The sequence below is a fragment of the Prolixibacter sp. NT017 genome, from assembly GCF_009617875.1.
Classification (GTDB): domain Bacteria; phylum Bacteroidota; class Bacteroidia; order Bacteroidales; family Prolixibacteraceae; genus Prolixibacter.
This window is the reverse complement of the sequence record NZ_BLAV01000001.1, coordinates 3,175,535-3,194,438: the sequence shown is the minus strand read 5'-3', so window position 1 is coordinate 3,194,438 and position 18,904 is coordinate 3,175,535. Positions and strand designations below refer to the sequence as shown.

Here is an 18,904-nt window from a genome sequence, read left to right as displayed (position 1 = left end):
CATGTTGCGTAACATGAATTAAACCTACTTTTGCGCATCATGAAAAGATTAGCTGATATACCGGTTAGTATTCGGGAATGGCGGCTAAAACACTTAAACGAGCAACAATTAACCATTCTGCTTAGTCTGACCGTTGGTTTATTGAGCGGCCTGGCAGCCATTCTTTTAAAAAATGCTATTCATCTCGCCAATCATTATTTGACGAACGATTTTTCTTCTTACGGACAGAGTTACCAATATCTGGCCTATCCGTTTATTGGTATCCTGTTTACCATGCTGTTTGTAAAATACGTGGTGAAGGATGATATCGGGCATGGTGTATCCAAGATTCTGTTTGCTATCTCCAACAAAAAAAGCATTATCCGGGTCCATAACACGTTCACGTCGATGATCGCCAGTATTATCACGATTGGCTTTGGGGGTTCGGTGGGAGCTGAGGCGCCGGTTGTCCTGACCGGTTCTTCCATCGGTTCGAACATCGCCAGGATGTTCCGTCTCAACTACCGGATGATGACGTTGATGGTTGGTTGTGGAGCTGCCGGTGCTATTGCCGGGATTTTCAAGGCGCCGCTGGCCGGCTTGCTATTCGCTATCGAAGTGCTGATGCTCGACCTGACAATGTCGTCATTGATTCCGTTATTGATATCAGCCGTTACTTCAGCAACCCTGACTTTTTTCTTCATGGGCCAGGGATATCACTTCACCTTTAAGCTGGTCGAATCATTCGACATTGCAAACGTACCGTGGTATATTTTGCTGGGCGTTTTTACCGGTTTCATTTCGTTGCTCTTTACCCGGGGAACGATGTTTATCGAGGGGAAATTCCACAAGATTCAAAATCCGCTGATGAAAGTGTTGATTGGCGGCGGTATCCTGGGAATTCTGGTTTTCCTGTTTCCTTCCCTTTGGGGGGAAGGTTATTTTTCCATCGATGCCATTCTGAATGAGCATAGTGCTGAGCTTCTGAAAAACTCCATTTTTGTTGGATTGCAGAATGATCACGTTTTATTTCTGGTGATCATTGCTGTGATATTGGTGATGAAAGTCGTTGCTTCGGCTGCTACAACAGGAGCCGGCGGAATTGGCGGAATTTTCGCACCGACGTTGTTTATGGGAGGAATGGCTGGTTTTCTGTTGGCGCAGTTGTTACTCTTCGGAAATATCTCAGTTCCGGCGCGTAATTTTGCGTTGGTTGGTATGGCCGGTGCCATGGCGGGAGTCATGCACGCTCCAATGACGGCTATTTTTCTTATTGCTGAAATTACCGGGGGCTTCAGTTTGTTCGTCCCGCTAATGATTACGAGCGCTGTCTCGTATTTGACTATTATGCCATTCGAGCAGCACTCCATTTATCATATCCGTCTGGCACAGCGAGGGGAACTGATTACACACGACAAGGACAAAGCGATTTTGACATTGCTGAAACTTCGAAACGTTATCGAAACAGATTTGCAAACCGTATCGGTAGATGCCAACTTAGGTGAGCTGGTGAAGGTCATTTCCAAATCGAATCGTAATATTTTCCCGGTAGTAGATAAAAATAACCGGTTCGAAGGTATTGTCCTGCTGGATGACATACGGGAGATCATGTTCAATAACGAAATGTATGATAAGACATTTGTGACGGATGTGATGACGACACCACCGGCAACCGTTTCGAAAGATGAGAAGATGGAAAGCGTAATGAAAAAGTTCCATGAAACAGGTGCATGGAACCTGCCGGTTTTGGAAGATGGAAAATACGTTGGTTTTATTTCGAAAGCGACCATTTTTAATGCGTACCGTAATGTGCTTGTTCACTTTTCGGAATAATCAAAAGCAAAAGATATTATAGAACATAAGGTTGCCCGAGAAATCATGAGATTATCCATAGTTTAAATTTGCATTTCGTGACATCTTGGCGCGACTGAATAAGGGACGAAAAATTGTACCTTTGGGCAACACAAAACAGATTAAATTTTTACCATGAAAAAAGATACCCAGGTTTTTGAAATCATCGAAAAAGAGAACCAGCGACAGCGGAACGGAATTGAATTGATTGCTTCGGAGAACTTTGTTTCGGAGGAGGTAATGGAAGCTATGGGCTCGTGCCTGACCAACAAATATGCGGAGGGTTACCCCGGACACCGTTATTACGGCGGTTGCCAGCATGTTGACGAAGTGGAGCAATTGGCCATCGACCGGATTAAGGAGCTGTTTGATGCTGAATATGCCAATGTTCAACCGCATTCAGGCGCTCAGGCCAACATGGCGGTTTTGATGACGGTTCTGAAACCTGGCGATACATTCATGGGACTTGACCTGGCACACGGCGGTCACCTTTCTCACGGATCGCCCGTGAACTCTTCCGGTCTGCTTTACAATCCGATTGCCTACAAAGTGAAAGAAGACACCGGTATGGTGGATTACGACCAGATGGAAGAACTGGCGTTGAAAGAAAAACCGAAATTGATCATCGGTGGTGCTTCGGCTTACTCACGTGAGTGGGATTACAAACGGATGCGCGAGATTGCCGACAAGATTGGCGCGATTTACATGGTGGACATGGCACACCCGGCTGGTTTGATTGCTGCCGGACTGCTGGATAATCCGGTAAAATATGCACACATTGTTACTTCAACGACGCATAAAACCCTGCGTGGTCCGCGTGGTGGTATCATCCTGATGGGAAAAGATTTTGAAAATCCATGGGGTATTACCACGAAGAAAGGTGAAGTGCGAATGATGTCAGCATTGCTGAACTCAGCTGTATTTCCGGGTATTCAGGGAGGACCGCTGGAGCACGTGATTGCAGCAAAAGCCGTTTCGTTTGGCGAAGCACTGAAACCGGAATACAAGGAATACCAGGGGCAGGTGCAGAAAAACGCTAAAGTGATGGCTCAGGCATTCATCGACAAAGGCTACAAAGTGATTTCCGGTGGAACCGATAACCACTCCATGTTGATTGACCTGCGGACCAAATTCCCGGAGATTACCGGTAAGAAAGTTGAAAATACATTGGTACTTGCCGACATTACCATCAATAAAAACATGGTGCCGTTCGACAGCCGTTCTCCTTTCCAGACTTCCGGTTTGCGTGTGGGGACTCCGGCTGTTACTACCCGTGGTTTGAAAGAGGAACACATGCCGTTAATCGTTGACCTGATTGATGAAGTGATTAGCAACATCGACGACGAAGCAACCATTACACGCGTTCGCGGGAAAGTGAATGAGATGATGAAAGACTTCCCGATTTTTGCCTGGTAAACGGGACTTAAAATATTTTTTCGAAATTAGGGGCTGATTTAAACAGCCCCTTTTTTATGGAATGGTATCTAATCGCAGGTTTAATTGGTGTTGGTTTTCTGGCCGGATTCGTGAATACGCTGGCGGGCGGCGGCTCCATGTTGACTCTTCCGATGCTGATGTTCCTGGGACTTCCGGCCGGTGTGGCTAACGGAACCAATCGTGTGGCTATTTTGCTGCAGAATATTGCCGGTGTAAAAACCTTTCGCGATAACCAGGCCTTTAAGATGAAGGTCGATTCGAGACTGGCCATTCCGGCGGTCATGGGGGCCATTCCCGGTGCTTTTATAGCAGCTGACTTAAACGAAGAGATCATGCGGCGAGTGATTGCCGTCGTGTTGGGGCTCATGTTTTTCCTGGTACTGCTCAAGCCGAAAACATGGGAAAGAAGCATGACCGCAGACCCGGAACGGCCCGTTTGGTGGCAATACCTGATTTTCTTTTTGATCGGAATGTACGGCGGTTTTATCCAGGTCGGAACTGGATTTTTATTGCTCGCCGGTTTGGTGATGGGAAGCGGTTACGATTTGGTTCGTGGTAATGCCGTGAAAAAGTGGATTATCCTGTTGTATACTCCTTTTGCACTGGCCGTTTTCTTTTTCAATCACCAGGTCGATCTGAAAGCCGGTTTGATTCTGGCCATCGGGAATATGCTGGGAGCGGTAGTCGGCGCTAAGTTTGCGGTGAGCTGGGGCCCCAAAGTGGTCAAGTATTTCCTTTTGTTGGCCCTTGTCGTAGTGACTTTGAAGCTATTCAATGTCTTCTGATTTTTCTTCCCGGAAGGGAAAAAGAAAACCCGGTCGAAAATACCGGGCTTACTAAGTGTATATTTTTCAGCTTTGCTTAATCGTTATTGATGACCATCCGGGCGAAGGGTGCGACGTCCTGACCTACAAACTCTCCTTTCTGATATTTGTAATAACCGGTAATGGCAATCATGGCCGCATTGTCGGTCGTGTAGTCAAACTTCGGAATATGCAGTTTCCAATCGCGTTTCTCCGCTTCCTTTTGCAAGGCTTCGCGTAAGCCGCTATTGGCTGAAACTCCTCCGGCAACGGCAATCTCTTTGATGCCGGTTTCTTTGGCTGCTCTCTTCAGTTTCGCCATCAACACTTTGATGATGGTATGCTGAATGGAAGCGCAAATGTCCGATTTGTTTTCCTCGATGAAATCCGGATTGTCTTGAATATTATCGCGAATGAAATAGAGGAACGAGGTTTTCAGTCCACTGAAACTGTAGTCCAGTCCGGGAATTTTCGGTTCGGAAAATTTGAACGCTTCCGGATTCCCCTCCCTGGCAAGCTTGTCAATCAATGGTCCTCCCGGGTATGGAAGACCTATTACTTTGGCACACTTGTCGAAAGCTTCGCCGGCTGCGTCGTCGATTGTTTGCCCGATGACTTCCATGTCGAGGTAATCGCGCACAATGATGATTTGTGAGTTCCCGCCGGAAACCAGCAGGCACAGAAATGGGAACTGGGGTTGAGACTCATCATTTTCATTTTCTTTGATGAAATGTGCCAGCACGTGCCCCTGCAAGTGATTAATTTCGATGAGCGGGATACCAGAAGCCAGGGCAAAGCCTTTGGCAAACGATGTTCCTACCAGCAGAGAACCCAACAATCCGGGGCCACGTGTAAATGCAATGGCAGAAATTTCATCGCGACTGATTTTCGCCTTCTTAATAGCTTGGTCTACAACGGGAATAATGTTCTGCTGATGAGCACGTGAAGCCAGTTCGGGGACAACTCCGCCGTACGCTTTGTGAACAGCTTGCCCGGCTACTTCGTTACTCTTAATGGCACCGTTCTGAATGACGGCGGCAGAAGTATCATCGCAGGAGGATTCTATACCTAAAATGACAATATTTTCCTGATTATTCATCGTGCTTATTTTCCTTGAAAAATTTGGTGCAGACAGCTATTGAATACTTGGATTGTCTGTTGAAAAAAAACTATTTTTATGTGCCCCAATATTAACATGATTTCCGGAGAGAATGTTTCTTCGTAAAAGCGCAAAAGTATTAAAAAAAGCCATAAAATATTATTGATTGCCTTGCTGGTAGTTGTGTCGTTGCCGGTGCTGGCGTATCTCACTTTTCGCTCAAACAAGGTGCAGTTGAGAGTTGTGAAGTGGGTGACGCAGCAGCTCTCGGCCACGCTGAATACGCAAGTGAGTGTGCAGGGCGTTGATATTGCTTTCTTTCACCAGATTGTTCTCGAAGGAGTATTGATTAAAGATCAGGAGAATGATACCCTGATTTATGCAAAAAACGTTAAGGCCGACATCGACAGCATTCGTCCGCGAAAGCGGATTGTTCATTTCAGCAATCTCTACCTGTGGGATGCACAGGTTAATCTGCGGAAGGACTCGTCAAAGCTGAATCTTCAGTTTTTAATCGATTCGCTTAACGCGATGCCGGCTGACACGGTTCATCCGTGGAAAGTCAGTTTTGACAATATTCATTTACGGAATTCGCAATTCAGATTCCGGCAGCTTAGTGGTGTCAATCCGCATGAGCATGGCCTGAATTTTCATAACATCGACGTTAATCATCTGAACTTGTCTCTTCTCGATTACCAGGATGCTGATTCGGCCATGTCCTTTCGTGTCGACCATCTTTCCTTTAACGAGAAATCGGGATTTGCGGTGAAGAACATCGCCTTTAATGCCCGGATTGATTCGTCAACATTGAGTGCTACCAATTTCTTCCTGGAAACAGATAGTACAAGGCTGGACGCGGCAGAGCTGCAGTTTAGCCCCCGGAGCATTCCGGTCGATTCTACCGAATTGACTCAGAATGATGGACTGTATCCTTTCTTATCGAAGCTGAATAAATACCAGATTAATTCACAGTTTAACGATTCGCGGATTTCGTTGCACGACCTGGCTTATTTTGTGCCCTCTTTGTGGGGAATGGACGCTCCGTTTCACTTTTCGGGACTAGTACGAGGAACCGTCGATAATTTCAAAATCAGGGATTTTAAATTCAGAATCGGAAAGTATACCCGGTTTCAGGCTGACCTCGATATGCAGGGATTGCCCGACTGGCAGAAGACTTACATCTTCTTTAAGTTTTATGACAACACCTTCGATTTCCGTGATTTAGCGGCACTGAAACTGCCGGAAGGAATGAAGCCGATTCAGATTCCGAAGCAACTGCTCGACAGTGTTCAGCTAACCTACCGCGGTAACTTTACAGGATTCCCTTCGGACTTTGTGGCTTATGGTACGCTCAACGGCGACCTGGGACAGATTTCCAGCGACGTTGCATTTAAGCCAACCGAGAACGGGAAGGTCGATTTCGAAGGACGGGTGATTACCAAATCCTTTGACTTGGGAAAGGTTCTGAACAATCAATCATTGGGAGCGATATCGATGCGGACGAAATTGAACGGAACCCGCTTTGGAAACGGAAAATTCAATGCGCGTATCCAGGGAATGATTGATAGTTTATACTACAATAACTACCGTATCCGGTCGATTTACCTGAACGGAAATGCGCGGGAAAGAGGTTTCGACGGGGAGATTTATGCTGACGACCCAAACCTGCAGTTCTTCTTTTCCGGTAAGGCCGATCTGGAACCGAAAATTCCGGTGTTCAACTTTACCACTACAGTCGATAAAGCCAATTTATATGTGCTCGGCCTGGATAAAAAGGTGAAAAACGCGAGTGTTTCATTCGGGCTCGAAGCCAATTTCCGCGGAAGCAATATCGACAACATGAACGGAGAGATTAACTTCGACCAGATAAGCTATACCCGTGATATTGGAACGCTCGATTTATCGGGTGTAAACCTGAAAACGGAAAACTCACCTGAGCACAACTCCATTTCCCTTCGTTCCGATTTTGTTGATTTGGATATGGACGGGAAATACCGTTTCAACGATATTCTTCTTTCGTTCCGCGACTATGTGCAGCATTATTTGCCTTCGGCGAAGTTGCCATTTGCCGGAAAACAGGCAGTTGGGGAGAACAAGTTCCATTTCAATTTGCAGCTCAAAGAATCTGATCAGTTGAGCAAATTCTTCCTTCCCGAATTGGAAGCCAAGCCTCCGGTTCGTATTTCCGGCGATTTCGATTCGGAAAAGCATCTTTTCAATCTGGATGGCTTTGCGCCGGATATTGCATACAAGAACAATGATGTAGAAGGATTATCTGTGCGGGCACGCTCAGATGCTGACAGAACCAGTATCCGTGCGGGCATCAACAAAGTGACGTTGAAAGGGAAGCACGAAATTTACAACCTGACACTGAACAACACTGCATTCAATGATAGTTTGGCTACGTGGCTGACCTGGAACAATACGGATACAGTGACCTACAGTGGCGAGATCAATACGCTGACAACGTTTAGTCGTGATTCGGTAACCGGAAGAAATCACACCGAAGTAGACATTCATCCGACAAAAATATGGGTCGCAGATAGTTTATGGCAGATAGAACCTTCGCGTTTGACCGTTGATTCAACGCGCTGGATGGTCGATAATTTTCATGTGCACCACGGGCAGGAAATGTTTAAGGTCGATGGAGTGGTTTCCAAAAATCCGAAGGATAAAATCAATCTTTCTTTTGGTAACCTGAAACTGGGCGATTTCTCAACACTACTCGATACCAGTTTGATAATGAGCGGAACGCTCGACGGAAAAGCTAGTTTCAGCAACCTGTATAGAAAGCTGGTTGTTTCGGGAGATTTGGGCATTATGAACCTGATATTTCAGGATACTCCGCTGGGCGACGTTTCCATAAAGAGCAACTGGGACCCGGTGAAACAGAAGGTTGTTTCGTCATTGAATCTCACATCGAATGGAAAGGATCGGCTTGATATTTCCGGAGCGTATACGCCTGACAGTAACCGGGTGGATTACCTGGCCAAAATAAAAGGTGTTCCACTCCAGATGTTGTATCCGTTTATGGCTAGTTTTGCCGATCAGTTCAGCGGAGAAGGATACGGAAAACTGAGAATGTCGGGAAATCTGGATAAACCCCGTTTCGATGGTGATGTTTTTGTGCAGAGTGGTAAAATCGGGATCGATTACCTGAAAACAAATTACACCTATTCGGATACGGTATTTTTTAAGAATGATTCGATCATCTTTAACCGGATTTTGCTGAAGGACGAGGATAATCATATTGCCCGGTTGGATGGAACGATACGTCACAATCTTTTCAGCGACATGAAATATGACATGTCGGTTACGACAGCGAATGTTGAAGTATTGAATACGACTGCGCGCGATAACAACCTGTTTTACGGAAAAGCGCATGCATCAGGCGGCGTTAAGATTACCGGTGAAAGACAGCACGTGCGGCTCGATATTTCGTTACGAACCGAACCGGGCACGCAAATATTTATTCCGATGGAGCGACCGGAATCGGCGAGCGAATATGATTTTATCTCGTTCGTGAATTCGGCGAAAACTGATACCGCTCAGCATCTGACCATCAAAAAGCCGGCGAGCGATTCAGATTTTGAGATGTACATGGATGTCGAAGCGACACCCAGTGCCAAAGTGCAAATCATATTTGACTCGACGATTGGCGATGTTATAAAAGGGCAGGGGAACGGAAACCTGCGTCTTGTATACGACCGCGAAGGCAATTTCAGGGTGTATGGCGATTACGTAGTCGAAAAAGGAGATTACCTTTTCACGCTGCAAAATGTTATCAACAAAAAATTCCGTATTGAGCAGGGAGGAACGATTTCCTGGAACGGCGATCCGTACGATGCTGTGGTCAACCTCGATGCGGTGTATAAATTGCGTGCGTCGCTATACGATTTGTTGCTGAATACAAGTAATGAGGGCGATTATTCACGTCGGATTCCGGTAGAGGTAAAAATAAATCTTTCAAAAAAACTTTTTAATCCGGCAGTTAAATTCGATATTGAGTTCCCCACCGCTGATAAACGAACCCGTGATGAAGTTCAGCAGTACATCAGTACGCAGGACGAAATCAACCGACAAATTCTCTCTTTGCTGGTCATGGGGCAGTTTTATACGCCTGAATACCTTCGTGGTAACCAAAGTTTCGAAACAACCGGTGCCAGCATGGTCAATGCCACTACTTCGGAAGTATTGTCTAATCAGTTATCCAATTGGCTTTCGCAGATTAGCAACGATTTCGATATTGGATTCAATTATCGTCCAGGCGATCAGGTGAGTAACCGGGAAATTGAGGTAGCGCTAAGCACCCAGATTCTCGATGACCGGGTGACCATCAATGGTAACATTGGTAACAACGGTAGTTTGCAGTCGAGCAATACCAACCAGATTGTTGGTGAAGTGGAGGTATATGTAAATCTCGATAAATCAGGTAAACTGCAATTGAAAGCGTACAACCGCTCCAATGATGATTTGCTGTACGACACCAGCCCGTATACGCAGGGGATTGGTATTTCCTTCCGGGAAGAATTTGATTCTTTCAACGATCTTTTCCGGCGTTATTTCAAGAAAAGTAAGGAGAAAAAGCGCGAACAGGAATTGAAAAAGAAGAAGAGTGAGGCAGCCAAATCGTCAACTGACCAGAAAGATTAATAAAGATTCATTATTTTTGCTTTCATCATATTTTCGCGATATTCAAGACATCAAAATCACAACGAAATTACGGTAACACATATGATTAATCTCTTATTCCTCCAAAGTACGGACGCTGCCGCAGATACCGCCAATATGGCCGCTCAGGCAGCACAGGGAGCCATCGAGCTGAAATTTTGGGATCTCGTTCTCAAAGGTGGTTGGATCATGATTCCTATTTTTCTTCTTTCGATTATTGCTGTTTACATATTTGTAGAGCGTTATTACGCCATTAAAAGAGCCGCAAAAATCGATGACCGTTTTATCGACCAGATAAAAGACAACATTCACAATAGTCGTTTCGACGCAGCGCTGGCACTCTGTCGCACCAATGAAACACCGGTTGCCCGGATGATTGAAAAAGGAGTGTCGCGCATTGGACGCCCGTTGAACGACGTGAACACGGCTATTGAGAATGTCGGTAACCTCGAAATTTCCAAACTGGAAAAAGGACTTCCAACGCTGGCCAGTGTCTCCGGAGGTGCTCCCATGTTGGGATTCCTGGGAACCGTTATGGGAATGATTCGGGCATTTTACGATATGTCGAATGCCGGAAGTAATGTGGATGTTTCGTTGCTTTCCAGTGGTATCTACCAGGCCATGGTGACGACCGTTGCCGGATTGATTGTGGGAATTATCGCCTATTTCGCATACAATATCCTGGTGGCACGTGTCGAGAAAGTGGTTTTCAAAATGGAGGCAACCACTTCTGAATTTATGGATTTACTGCACGAACCAGCAAAATAAACAAGCATTTTTATGGCATTACGTCGAAGAAATAAAGTGAACGCAGGTTTCAGCATGTCCTCAATGACGGACATCGTATTCCTGCTGCTCATTTTTTTCATGGTCACATCGACCCTGATAAGCCCCAATGCGTTGAAAATGTTGCTTCCGAAAAGCAATAATCAAACCAATGCCAAGCCGCTTACAAGTATTTCGATTACAAAAGACCTGAAATATTACGTGAATAATAACGGCCGCCTGGTGAAGGTGAATTTCAGTGAAATTGAGCCCTATTTGCAGGAAACATTGCATGGAAAGAAAGATATCTACATCTCGCTGCATGCTGAAAAATCGGTTCCGATTGAGCAGGTAGTGAGAGTGATGAATATTGCCAAACGAAATCATTATAAGATGATTCTGGCGACAAGCCCTGACGAGAACCGATAAATAGTTTTATGTCCAAAATCGGTAAACATAGAAGAGGAATAGTAGGAACCATCCTGTTTCATGGGGTGATTCTGCTGCTGTTGTTATTCTTCGGCTTTATAACCCCGCTCCCGTTACCGGAAGAGAAGGGGATTTTGGTCGATTTTGGAAATTCGTCTACAGGGTCAGGCGCTCGTGAACCTGCCAGAAGAGCGGCGCAGGCTCCGGTCAAAAAAGAGGAAAAGAAGAACGAACCGGCAACTCCTCCGGTTAGTAAGCCGAAAACGCAACCCAAGCCGAAAGCACAGCCCAAATCAACGCCTGATCAGGGAAAAGAAAAGGTGATGACGCAGGATTTTGAAGAATCAGCTGCAGTGAACTCCGGTACGAAGAAGAGCAAAGTTGACGAGGAGAAAAAGAGACAGGAAGAAATAGCGCGTCAAAAGAAAATAGCCGAAGAGAAAGCCCGTCAGGAGGAAATAGAAAGGCAACGACAGGCTGAGTTGGAACGCAAACGCAAAGCAGAGGCTGAACGCAAGAAGAGGGAAGAAGAGCAGCAAAAAATAGCAGAGATCAATTCCCGGGCGCAATCCGCATTTGGTGGCGGCAAAACCGATAATGGGTCTGACAGCAAAAGTCAGGGAGTAACATATGGCGGAGGCAACCAGGGAAGCCCCGATGGTACGCCCGGTGTCAACCGCTATGGAAACGGGGGCGGAAGTGGCAATACGTTCAATCTTTCCGGCCGGAGTTTAGTAGGTGGACTACCCAAACCCGACTTTCCGGGAAACGAGGAAGGAACAGTTGTCGTTGAAATTACCGTTGATAAATATGGTAAAGTAACCCAGGCAAATCCTGGCGTAAAAGGCTCCAATACCATTAATCCGTCACTGTTGGCTGCCGCCAAAAAAGCTGCATTATCGGCCCGTTTCAATACCGATAACAACGCGCCTGCTTTCCAAAAAGGAACCATTACCTACCACTTTGTACTCGATTAACTTTCTCTTTTTTAACTTTCTTTATTTTTTATAAGCATTGATTTTGAGGCTTTTTTTCTGTAATTTGTGGTTAGTCTTTATTAGGTAAAGAACCGACGAAAGAGGTTAAAGGAGAATAGGGGAAATTCAAAAGACAGATTCTTATCTCACACACTTAACCTTCCTAATCCCGCCTTTATGGCAAGTCCTGGCATTTTTGCCACTGTGTTTTCATACGTGAAACGACCCGTAGTTGAGTTTACTCATTTACCAGGTCGGCGTCACTTTCGCCGGGAGCGAAAGAGCGATTTTTTTACACAAAAAACTTTTTGATTATGGATGTAGGAAGAAATTACCAGTTCAGTGATGCGCAGCTGATTCGGATTGGATCAGAGATCAAAAATCTTCTGCCGTTGTATATGCGGCAGTTGTCGGACCACACACCGGCTATCAACGAAGATTTTTTACTTCATTTTCAACGTACCCTAAAGGAGGCCAAATCAGTGCCGGCAACCGACTCCCTGGACGAAGAAATTAGCCTGATGGAGGAAGAGATTGCAGCGAAGATGGAACATGCATGTATTGTTTTTCGTTCTCTGAGACTATACATTCAGGCTGCTTTTCCGCATGACAGAAGGGTATGGGAACAACTGGGCTTTTGCGATTATCAGCGGGCCAGCACCAACCGCAATCAGATGCTGATGAAGTTGCAGGAATTGCAACACTTGGTTGAGAAACATCGTGCAGCCCTTCAGGTTGTTCATTGCCCACCTGATTATTATTGGCAGATCAGGGTTCTGAGAGGAGAACTTCAGTCGATGGGACAAAAACTCAATCAACAACAGGTTGAGCAAAAGCGGTTGCAATCACTCCGGTTGGCCCGGATGAACGCATTGTATTCGAAGGTGCTGCTCATCTCTGATGTGGCAAAGAAAGTTTTTACCGATCAGCCACAAGTGATTGATATGTTCAAGTTGCCGAAACAGTTGGCAGCAGCAGTATGAAGAAGAAAAAGGGAAATGGAAGAAGAAAAGAGCAGTAAAATGTGCTGCCGATTCTGAGAAATGGTTGTCTTTATTCAGGCAGCCATTTTTTTGTGCCCTTTACATTCAAATCGGAGTGCTGCTCTCTCAATCCTGTAAGGCATCTTTCTTATCTTTGTGGCATTCTGAATGCAATGAGCGGAACATAAATCGTCCCGATGAAACGAGAAAGTGGAATATTACTTCACCCTACCTCCCTGCCGGGAAAATATGGAATGGGTTCCCTGGGAAATTCTTCCCGTTGGTTTGTCGATTGGCTGTCGGAACACGGACAAAGAGTGTGGCAAATCTTGCCGTTGAATCCAACCGGCTTCAATCATTCGCCCTACCAATGTTATTCGGCTTTCGCCGGAAATCCGAATCTCATCGATTTGAATGAACTGGTATCGACTGGTTACCTCGAAAGTGACGATGTAATAACGGCCCCTCATTTTTCCACTCATCGTGTCGATTTTACCGAAGCAATTGGGTTTCGCGAACCACTTCTGCGGAAAGCATTCATCCGTTTCCGGGAAACCGGAGGATTCGGACTTCCGGAGTACATGCAGTTTTGGGATGAGCATGCCTGGTGGCTCGATTCTTACTCTCTTTTTTATGCGTGTCATAAAAATCTGAAAGGGAAAAACTGGGGTTATTGGGAAGATGCTTTGGCAGACCGAAAAGAAGGAGCGCTTCATTTTTATTACCGCCGTTTCCGGGAAGATGTCGAGTATCAGCGATTCCTGCAATTTGTCTTTTTTCAGCAGTGGTTTGCACTAAAACACTATGCCAACAAAAAAGGAATCGAGATTCTGGGCGATATTCCGCTGTATGTTTCGTATGACAGCGCAGACGTTTGGGCCAATCAGGACCTGTTTATGCTCGACGAAAAGCGAAAACCGGTAAAGGTTGGTGGCGTTCCACCTGACTATTTCAGCGAAACGGGCCAGCGATGGGGAAATCCGCTTTTCAAATGGGACCGATTAAAGGAGCGCGGTTTTGACTGGTGGTTGGCGCGTATCCATTTCAACCTGAAAATGTTCGACCGGGTACGCATCGATCATTTCAGAGGATTGGAATCGTTTTGGGCGATTCCTTACGGCGAAAAGACTGCTGTGAAAGGCGAATGGCTACCAGCTATGGGCGATGAGTTGTTTCGTATTTTGCGCGATCAGCTGGGAAATCTCCCCATTGTTGCCGAAGACTTGGGAACGATTACGGAAGAGGTTCACGCTTTGCGAAAAAAATATGGTTTCCCCGGAATGAAGGTCCTTCAGTTCGCTTTCGATAATGGCAGCGATAATGAATATATGCCACACAATTACGAAACCGATTTCGTGGTATATACCGGCACACACGATAACAATACTACCCGTGGCTGGTGGAAATCATTAACTGCAGACGAAAGACGAAAAGTCATCCCTTATATGCCAAATCCGAAAGAAGAGAAGCATTGGCAACTCATTCGGTTGGCCTTGTCGTCAGTAGCGGAAACCGCCATTATTCCTTTCCAGGATGTATTGGGCCTGAGTGAACAGGCACGCATGAATACACCGGGAACGGTTGACGGAAACTGGAACTGGCGTTTTTCAAGGCGCGAATTACATCGCAGTCACGGTGAAAAGCTGCTGAAATTAACCCGCCTTTACGCACGATAGAACAGCCTCCAAAAACAGTTTTGGCTGTTCTGCATGCAGCCAGTGGCCCGCATCGGGAATGTCGATAATCCGAGCTTCCGGGTAAATATTCTGAATGCCGGGAATATCTTCGTCGTTGATGTACTTCGATTTCAAGCCGCGGATAAACGTTACCGGGTAGCGAAGAATCGGTTTCCGGTCTTCAAACCATTCCGCATTGACTTCACTGATGATTCTTGGCAGATACTCTTTCAGTACCGGAACATTCAACCTCCATTTGAACTGCCCATCTTTTGTGCGTTTGATGTTCTTCAGTAAAAACTGTCGTAATCCAACCGCATCCAATTTGGTTGCCAGATATTTGTCAATCTCTTTGCGGCTTTCCACCTGGCTCAAATCCAATTCGTCGAGTAATTCGAGAATGGTTTGATGCATATGGAAATTCGATTTGGTCCGGTCGAGTTCTGTATAATCTTTCGGCGCAATATCAGCAATAATCAAACAGCTCACTTTTTCGGGATAGTCAGCCGCGAAATGCATAGCGACTTTACCTCCCATGCTATGGCCCAAAACGGTGGCTTTATCTAGGTTTTGTTCTTCAAAAAAGCCAGCCACATCTTCACTCATGCTTTCGAATGTGTGCACATCTGCATTGGGCGAATCACCATGATTGCGCAGATTCAGCAGATAAACCGTATAGGACTCTGAGAGATGTTTTCCAATGGTAAGCCAGTTATCAGACGAGCCGTAAAGCCCATGTAGAATAACCATATTCGGGCCGGAGCCCATTTTTTTATACTTCAGTGAAACACGCATAAATTAATAAATTACCTCAGGCACTCTTTGTATTTTAAAATTGTTAGTTCCAAACCAAGATAAATGGCTTCAGAAATCAGGGCGTGGCCGATGGAGACTTCGAGCAGGCCGGGAATGTTTTGATAGAAGAAACGGAGATTCTCCAGACTTAAATCGTGACCGGCGTTAAGTCCCAGTTCTGATTCGATTGCCACTTCAGCCGCATGAATGAAAGGCGCGATGGCTTTTTCGGGAGCAACCGGAAAATCGGTAGCATAAGGTTCGGTATATAACTCAACCCGATCGGCGCCAACCTTTGCGGCACCTTCAATGAAGCGGGCTTCGGTTCCGACAAACAGCGAAGTCCGAATGCCGGCCTTTTTAAATTCACTGACCACTTCCGTTAAAAATTCCTTGTTGTCGAGAGTATTCCATCCGGCATTTGAAGTTACCGCATCCGGCGCGTCGGGCACCAGTGTTACCTGGTGAGGTTTTACTTCCAACACCAAATCCATGAATTTTTTGGAAGGATATCCTTCGATGTTGAATTCGGTGGTAATCAGCGGACGAAGCTCCCTCACATCGCTGTAGCGGATATGACGTTCATCCGGCCGAGGATGGACGGTAATTCCTTCGGCGCCAAATTTTTCACAGTTCATGGCAGCCTCCAAAACGTTAGGAATATTGCCTCCCCGCGAATTTCGTAGTGTTGCTATTTTATTTATATTTACACTTAAGCGTGTCATCTTTTACAAATATTGATTGAATGCGCAATTTACAATTTAGATTGCAAATGAATAAATAAATATATCATATTGTGACGGCCAGCGAACTCATATCCGATAGCATTCCAACGGTAAGTCTTGAAGAAACAGGACTTAAAGCTCTGAATTTAATGGAGGTGTTTCATGTGAACCATCTTCCGGTAGTGAATGGTGTGGAATATTTTGGTATTATTTCCGATCAGGACATTTATAATGCCGACAATTTTGAGGAGCAGATTGAGCAATATGGTATCAATTTTCCACAGCCGCATGTGCACCGCAATCAGCATGTTTTCGAGGTGGTGGGTATTGCGTCGCAATGTGGCGTAACCGTTGTTCCGGTCCTGGACATGGATCACTCCTACATGGGAGCGATTTCGCAAAGAGAAGCTAACCGGAAGCTGGCGGATCTGGTAGCTGTCAACGAGCCCGGCGGAATCATAGTGTTGGAGTTGTGCAAAACCGATTATTCACTTTCGCAAATCGCTCAGATTGTGGAAAGCAATGATGCCAAGATACTTAGTTTCTATATAAGCCGTCCGTCCGAATCGAGCAAGGAGTTGGATGTGACCATCAAATTGAACAAAATGGATTTGTCGGGTGTCATACAGACATTCACTCGGTACGATTACAACATCAAGGCCACATACATGGACGATTCACGCATAAATAATTTGTATGATGATCGGTTCGATCAGTTTATGCGATATCTGAATACTTGAAAATGCCTGCAATTCATGAGAATAGCCATATTCGGTAGAACAATTAATCCGGTTTTTTACGATAGTCTGAAACGTTTGTTCGACATTCTGCATCTACATCATGTAGATGTGGTGATGTATCAGCCCTTCGCTGCCTATCTCTGTAAAGAGGTGAAATGCGATCCGGCTGTTGCGGGAAGTTTCTCAACGCCGGAAGAGCTGAAAGATGTGGATTTCTTTTTCAGCATTGGCGGAGACGGAACTTTTCTGGAGGGTGTTTCGTTTGTTCGTGACTCGGGAATTCCGATGGTCGGGATCAACAGTGGAAGGCTGGGATTTTTAGCCGACATTGCCCAGGAGGAACTGGAGTATGCCCTCGAGGATCTGTTCGCAGGACGCTATCGTCTGCAAACGCGTTCATTGATACAGCTGGAAGACGATAATGGCACATTAGCCGATTTTCCGTATGCACTGAATGAATTTACGGTGCATAAGAGGGATACTTCGCAAATGATAACTGTTCATACCCAAGTGGGGGATGAGTTCCTGAATTCGTATTGGGCTGACGGATTGATTGTATCAACGCCAACCGGTTCCACGGCTTACTCACTAAGTGTGGGAGGTCCGGTGATACCCCCGGTTGCGTCGAATTTTATTATCAGTCCCATTGCGCCACATAACCTGAATATACGGCCGGTGGTTATTCCCGATTATCAGCAAATTATTTTGACAGTTGAGGGAAGAGGTGGTCGCTTTATGACGACGCTCGATTCCCGTTCAGCAGTTTGTGAATCGGGAACAGAAATCCGTTTACGCAAAGCGGATTTTGGCATCAAAGTCCTCAAACTTTTCAACCACAGTTTTTACGGAACGTTGCGCACCAAATTGATGTGGGGTGTCGATCGACGTAACTGAATTCTTTATCCGGTTAAATACGCAATTTTTCACGCTTTTATCGGTTTATTATGGTAAGAGCGGAAGGAAAATTCTGCGAATCTATTACATTTGTAAACCTTGAGTCGGACAGATGAATTTTGGACTGATATATTCTATCAAACGGTTTCAAAATTTTGGCTCAATAATTTGAACTGGATGAAGAAACTGCTAATCATTATGGCAATTTTCCTGGCCGGTATGAAGGTTCAGGCTCAGAAAACTGCGGATCTTGGTTTGACGACCGGGTTAGCTTTTTACTGGGGAGATGTTCAGCAGGTTGATTACATGAAGTCGCTTTCACCGGCTTTTGGCGTGTTTGCGCGCTGGAATATGAACAAGCGAATGGCGGTAAAGGCACAGTTGATGATTGCCTCGTTGAATGTGAAAGGCATATACAACGATGTGTATCTTTCGCAACCTGGAATGGGATTCACGTTTCCCAATTCATTGGTATATCATTACCCGCGCGATTTGTCGCAGTATTATTCATTTCATCGCTCCATCCAGATGCTCGAAGGGATTTTTGAGTTCAATTTTAAGGATTATGAGTTGGGCAATAAAAATGCTTCCTTTACGCCGTATATTTCTGCAGGAATTGGCGCAATGTACACGCGCGCAAATGGTAGCGGGACTTTAATCCTGAATCAGCAGCCAAGAATTCCTCAGAATGGCAATTTATATTACAATGCATATGTCGACGAAAATGGTCACACTACCAATGGGTTAGATGCTTTTTCTCCGGTTATTCCGGTTGGGATGGGTATAAAGTGGAATATTTCCGATATTTTTGCCATCAATGTAGAAGCGATGGTTCGGAAAACCTTTACGGACAATATCGATAATCTGGATGATCCGATTCGGTTCCATTACTTCGACACATCACAGGTACCGGATCCGACAGATCCTACGGGAAACCGGCAGATGTACGCCGGTTACGCCGACAAGTTTTCGTCCAGTACCGTGCATAATAACGACTGGTTGTCAACGTTTACCGTGTCCTTCATCATCTTGTTGTGGGACGGTAAAAAGAATTGTCCGGTATACGACTAGTGAATAAGA

The 18,904-nt window shown here is 45.5% G+C and carries 15 protein-coding genes; 12 read left to right on the top strand and 3 right to left on the bottom strand.

All coding sequences use genetic code 11. The features are described 5' to 3' along the window. The first annotated feature begins 39 nt into the window (after window positions 1–39). From GJU87_RS13205 to GJU87_RS13195, 3 genes are all read left to right on the top strand, one after another. Window positions 40–1,812: a chloride channel protein gene (locus GJU87_RS13205; protein WP_153639962.1), complete on the top strand. Its 1,773-nt coding sequence runs from the start codon at window positions 40–42 to the stop codon at window positions 1,810–1,812. Between the two features lie 153 nt (window positions 1,813–1,965). Then, on the top strand, window positions 1,966–3,246 hold the full coding sequence (gene glyA / locus GJU87_RS13200; RefSeq protein ID WP_153639961.1) for a serine hydroxymethyltransferase: 1,281 nt from the start codon (window positions 1,966–1,968) through the stop codon (window positions 3,244–3,246). A gap of 56 nt (window positions 3,247–3,302) precedes the next feature. Then, complete coding sequence (locus GJU87_RS13195; RefSeq protein ID WP_153639960.1) at window positions 3,303–4,052, top strand: sulfite exporter TauE/SafE family protein; 750 nt, start codon at window positions 3,303–3,305, stop codon at window positions 4,050–4,052. A gap of 76 nt (window positions 4,053–4,128) precedes the next feature. On the opposite strand, the gene tsaD is transcribed toward GJU87_RS13195, so the two are convergent. Further along, entirely contained in the window at window positions 4,129–5,169 is a 1,041-nt protein-coding gene (gene tsaD, locus GJU87_RS13190) for a tRNA (adenosine(37)-N6)-threonylcarbamoyltransferase complex transferase subunit TsaD (RefSeq protein WP_153639959.1), read from the bottom strand. A 162-nt stretch (window positions 5,170–5,331) separates the two neighbouring features. On the opposite strand from tsaD, the gene GJU87_RS13185 reads away from it, so the two are divergent. From GJU87_RS13185 to malQ, 6 genes are all read left to right on the top strand, one after another. Continuing rightward, complete coding sequence (locus GJU87_RS13185; protein ID WP_153639958.1) at window positions 5,332–9,822, top strand: translocation/assembly module TamB; 4,491 nt, start codon at window positions 5,332–5,334, stop codon at window positions 9,820–9,822. Window positions 9,823–9,903: 81 nt separating this feature from the next. Beyond that, window positions 9,904–10,608, top strand: coding sequence for a MotA/TolQ/ExbB proton channel family protein (locus GJU87_RS13180; RefSeq protein WP_106541765.1), 705 nt, complete (start codon window positions 9,904–9,906; stop codon window positions 10,606–10,608). Between the two features lie 12 nt (window positions 10,609–10,620). Continuing rightward, the gene (locus GJU87_RS13175) at window positions 10,621–11,034 is read left to right on the top strand and encodes a biopolymer transporter ExbD (protein WP_153639957.1); all 414 of its coding nucleotides are present in this window, start codon (window positions 10,621–10,623) and stop codon (window positions 11,032–11,034) included. A gap of 8 nt (window positions 11,035–11,042) precedes the next feature. Next, on the top strand, window positions 11,043–12,011 hold the full coding sequence (locus GJU87_RS13170) for a hypothetical protein (protein ID WP_153639956.1): 969 nt from the start codon (window positions 11,043–11,045) through the stop codon (window positions 12,009–12,011). A gap of 314 nt (window positions 12,012–12,325) precedes the next feature. Beyond that, on the top strand, window positions 12,326–12,994 hold the full coding sequence (locus GJU87_RS13165) for a hypothetical protein (RefSeq protein ID WP_153639955.1): 669 nt from the start codon (window positions 12,326–12,328) through the stop codon (window positions 12,992–12,994). Between the two features lie 197 nt (window positions 12,995–13,191). Continuing rightward, entirely contained in the window at window positions 13,192–14,670 is a 1,479-nt protein-coding gene (gene malQ / locus GJU87_RS13160; protein WP_153639954.1) for a 4-alpha-glucanotransferase, read from the top strand. Here the strand turns inward: malQ and GJU87_RS13155 are convergent. Further along, complete coding sequence (locus GJU87_RS13155) at window positions 14,647–15,465, bottom strand: alpha/beta fold hydrolase (protein WP_153639953.1); 819 nt, start codon at window positions 15,463–15,465, stop codon at window positions 14,647–14,649. The two genes, malQ and GJU87_RS13155, sit on opposite strands and share 24 nt — an antisense overlap. An 11-nt stretch (window positions 15,466–15,476) precedes the next feature. Continuing rightward, complete coding sequence (locus tag GJU87_RS13150) at window positions 15,477–16,190, bottom strand: pyridoxine 5'-phosphate synthase (protein WP_153639952.1); 714 nt, start codon at window positions 16,188–16,190, stop codon at window positions 15,477–15,479. Between the two features lie 71 nt (window positions 16,191–16,261). Here GJU87_RS13150 and GJU87_RS13145 point away from each other — a divergent pair, with 71 nt between their 5' ends. From GJU87_RS13145 to GJU87_RS13135, 3 genes are all read left to right on the top strand, one after another. Then, a complete protein-coding gene (locus tag GJU87_RS13145) occupies window positions 16,262–16,930 on the top strand; it encodes a CBS domain-containing protein (RefSeq protein WP_194831530.1) in 669 nt (222 codons plus the stop codon). Between the two features lie 15 nt (window positions 16,931–16,945). Beyond that, window positions 16,946–17,824 (top strand): NAD kinase, encoded by an 879-nt coding sequence (locus GJU87_RS13140; RefSeq protein ID WP_153639950.1) that lies wholly within the window; start codon window positions 16,946–16,948, stop codon window positions 17,822–17,824. Window positions 17,825–18,001: 177 nt separating this feature from the next. Continuing rightward, window positions 18,002–18,895 (top strand): DUF6089 family protein, encoded by an 894-nt coding sequence (locus tag GJU87_RS13135; protein WP_153639949.1) that lies wholly within the window; start codon window positions 18,002–18,004, stop codon window positions 18,893–18,895. Window positions 18,896–18,904: the final 9 nt, after the last annotated feature.

Coding starts and splice junctions, on each gene's coding strand:
- GJU87_RS13165 (WP_153639955.1), top strand. CDS start 12,326: ATGGATGTAGGAAGAAATTACCAGTTCAGTGATGCGCAGCTGATTCGG.
- GJU87_RS13195 (WP_153639960.1), top strand. CDS start 3,303: ATGGAATGGTATCTAATCGCAGGTTTAATTGGTGTTGGTTTTCTGGCC.
- GJU87_RS13180 (WP_106541765.1), top strand. CDS start 9,904: ATGATTAATCTCTTATTCCTCCAAAGTACGGACGCTGCCGCAGATACC.
- tsaD (WP_153639959.1), bottom strand. CDS start 5,169: ATGAATAATCAGGAAAATATTGTCATTTTAGGTATAGAATCCTCCTGC.
- GJU87_RS13155 (WP_153639953.1), bottom strand. CDS start 15,465: ATGCGTGTTTCACTGAAGTATAAAAAAATGGGCTCCGGCCCGAATATG.
- GJU87_RS13140 (WP_153639950.1), top strand. CDS start 16,946: ATGAGAATAGCCATATTCGGTAGAACAATTAATCCGGTTTTTTACGAT.
- malQ (WP_153639954.1), top strand. CDS start 13,192: ATGAAACGAGAAAGTGGAATATTACTTCACCCTACCTCCCTGCCGGGA.
- glyA (WP_153639961.1), top strand. CDS start 1,966: ATGAAAAAAGATACCCAGGTTTTTGAAATCATCGAAAAAGAGAACCAG.
- GJU87_RS13175 (WP_153639957.1), top strand. CDS start 10,621: ATGGCATTACGTCGAAGAAATAAAGTGAACGCAGGTTTCAGCATGTCC.
- GJU87_RS13170 (WP_153639956.1), top strand. CDS start 11,043: ATGTCCAAAATCGGTAAACATAGAAGAGGAATAGTAGGAACCATCCTG.
- GJU87_RS13205 (WP_153639962.1), top strand. CDS start 40: ATGAAAAGATTAGCTGATATACCGGTTAGTATTCGGGAATGGCGGCTA.
- GJU87_RS13135 (WP_153639949.1), top strand. CDS start 18,002: ATGAAGAAACTGCTAATCATTATGGCAATTTTCCTGGCCGGTATGAAG.
- GJU87_RS13150 (WP_153639952.1), bottom strand. CDS start 16,190: ATGACACGCTTAAGTGTAAATATAAATAAAATAGCAACACTACGAAAT.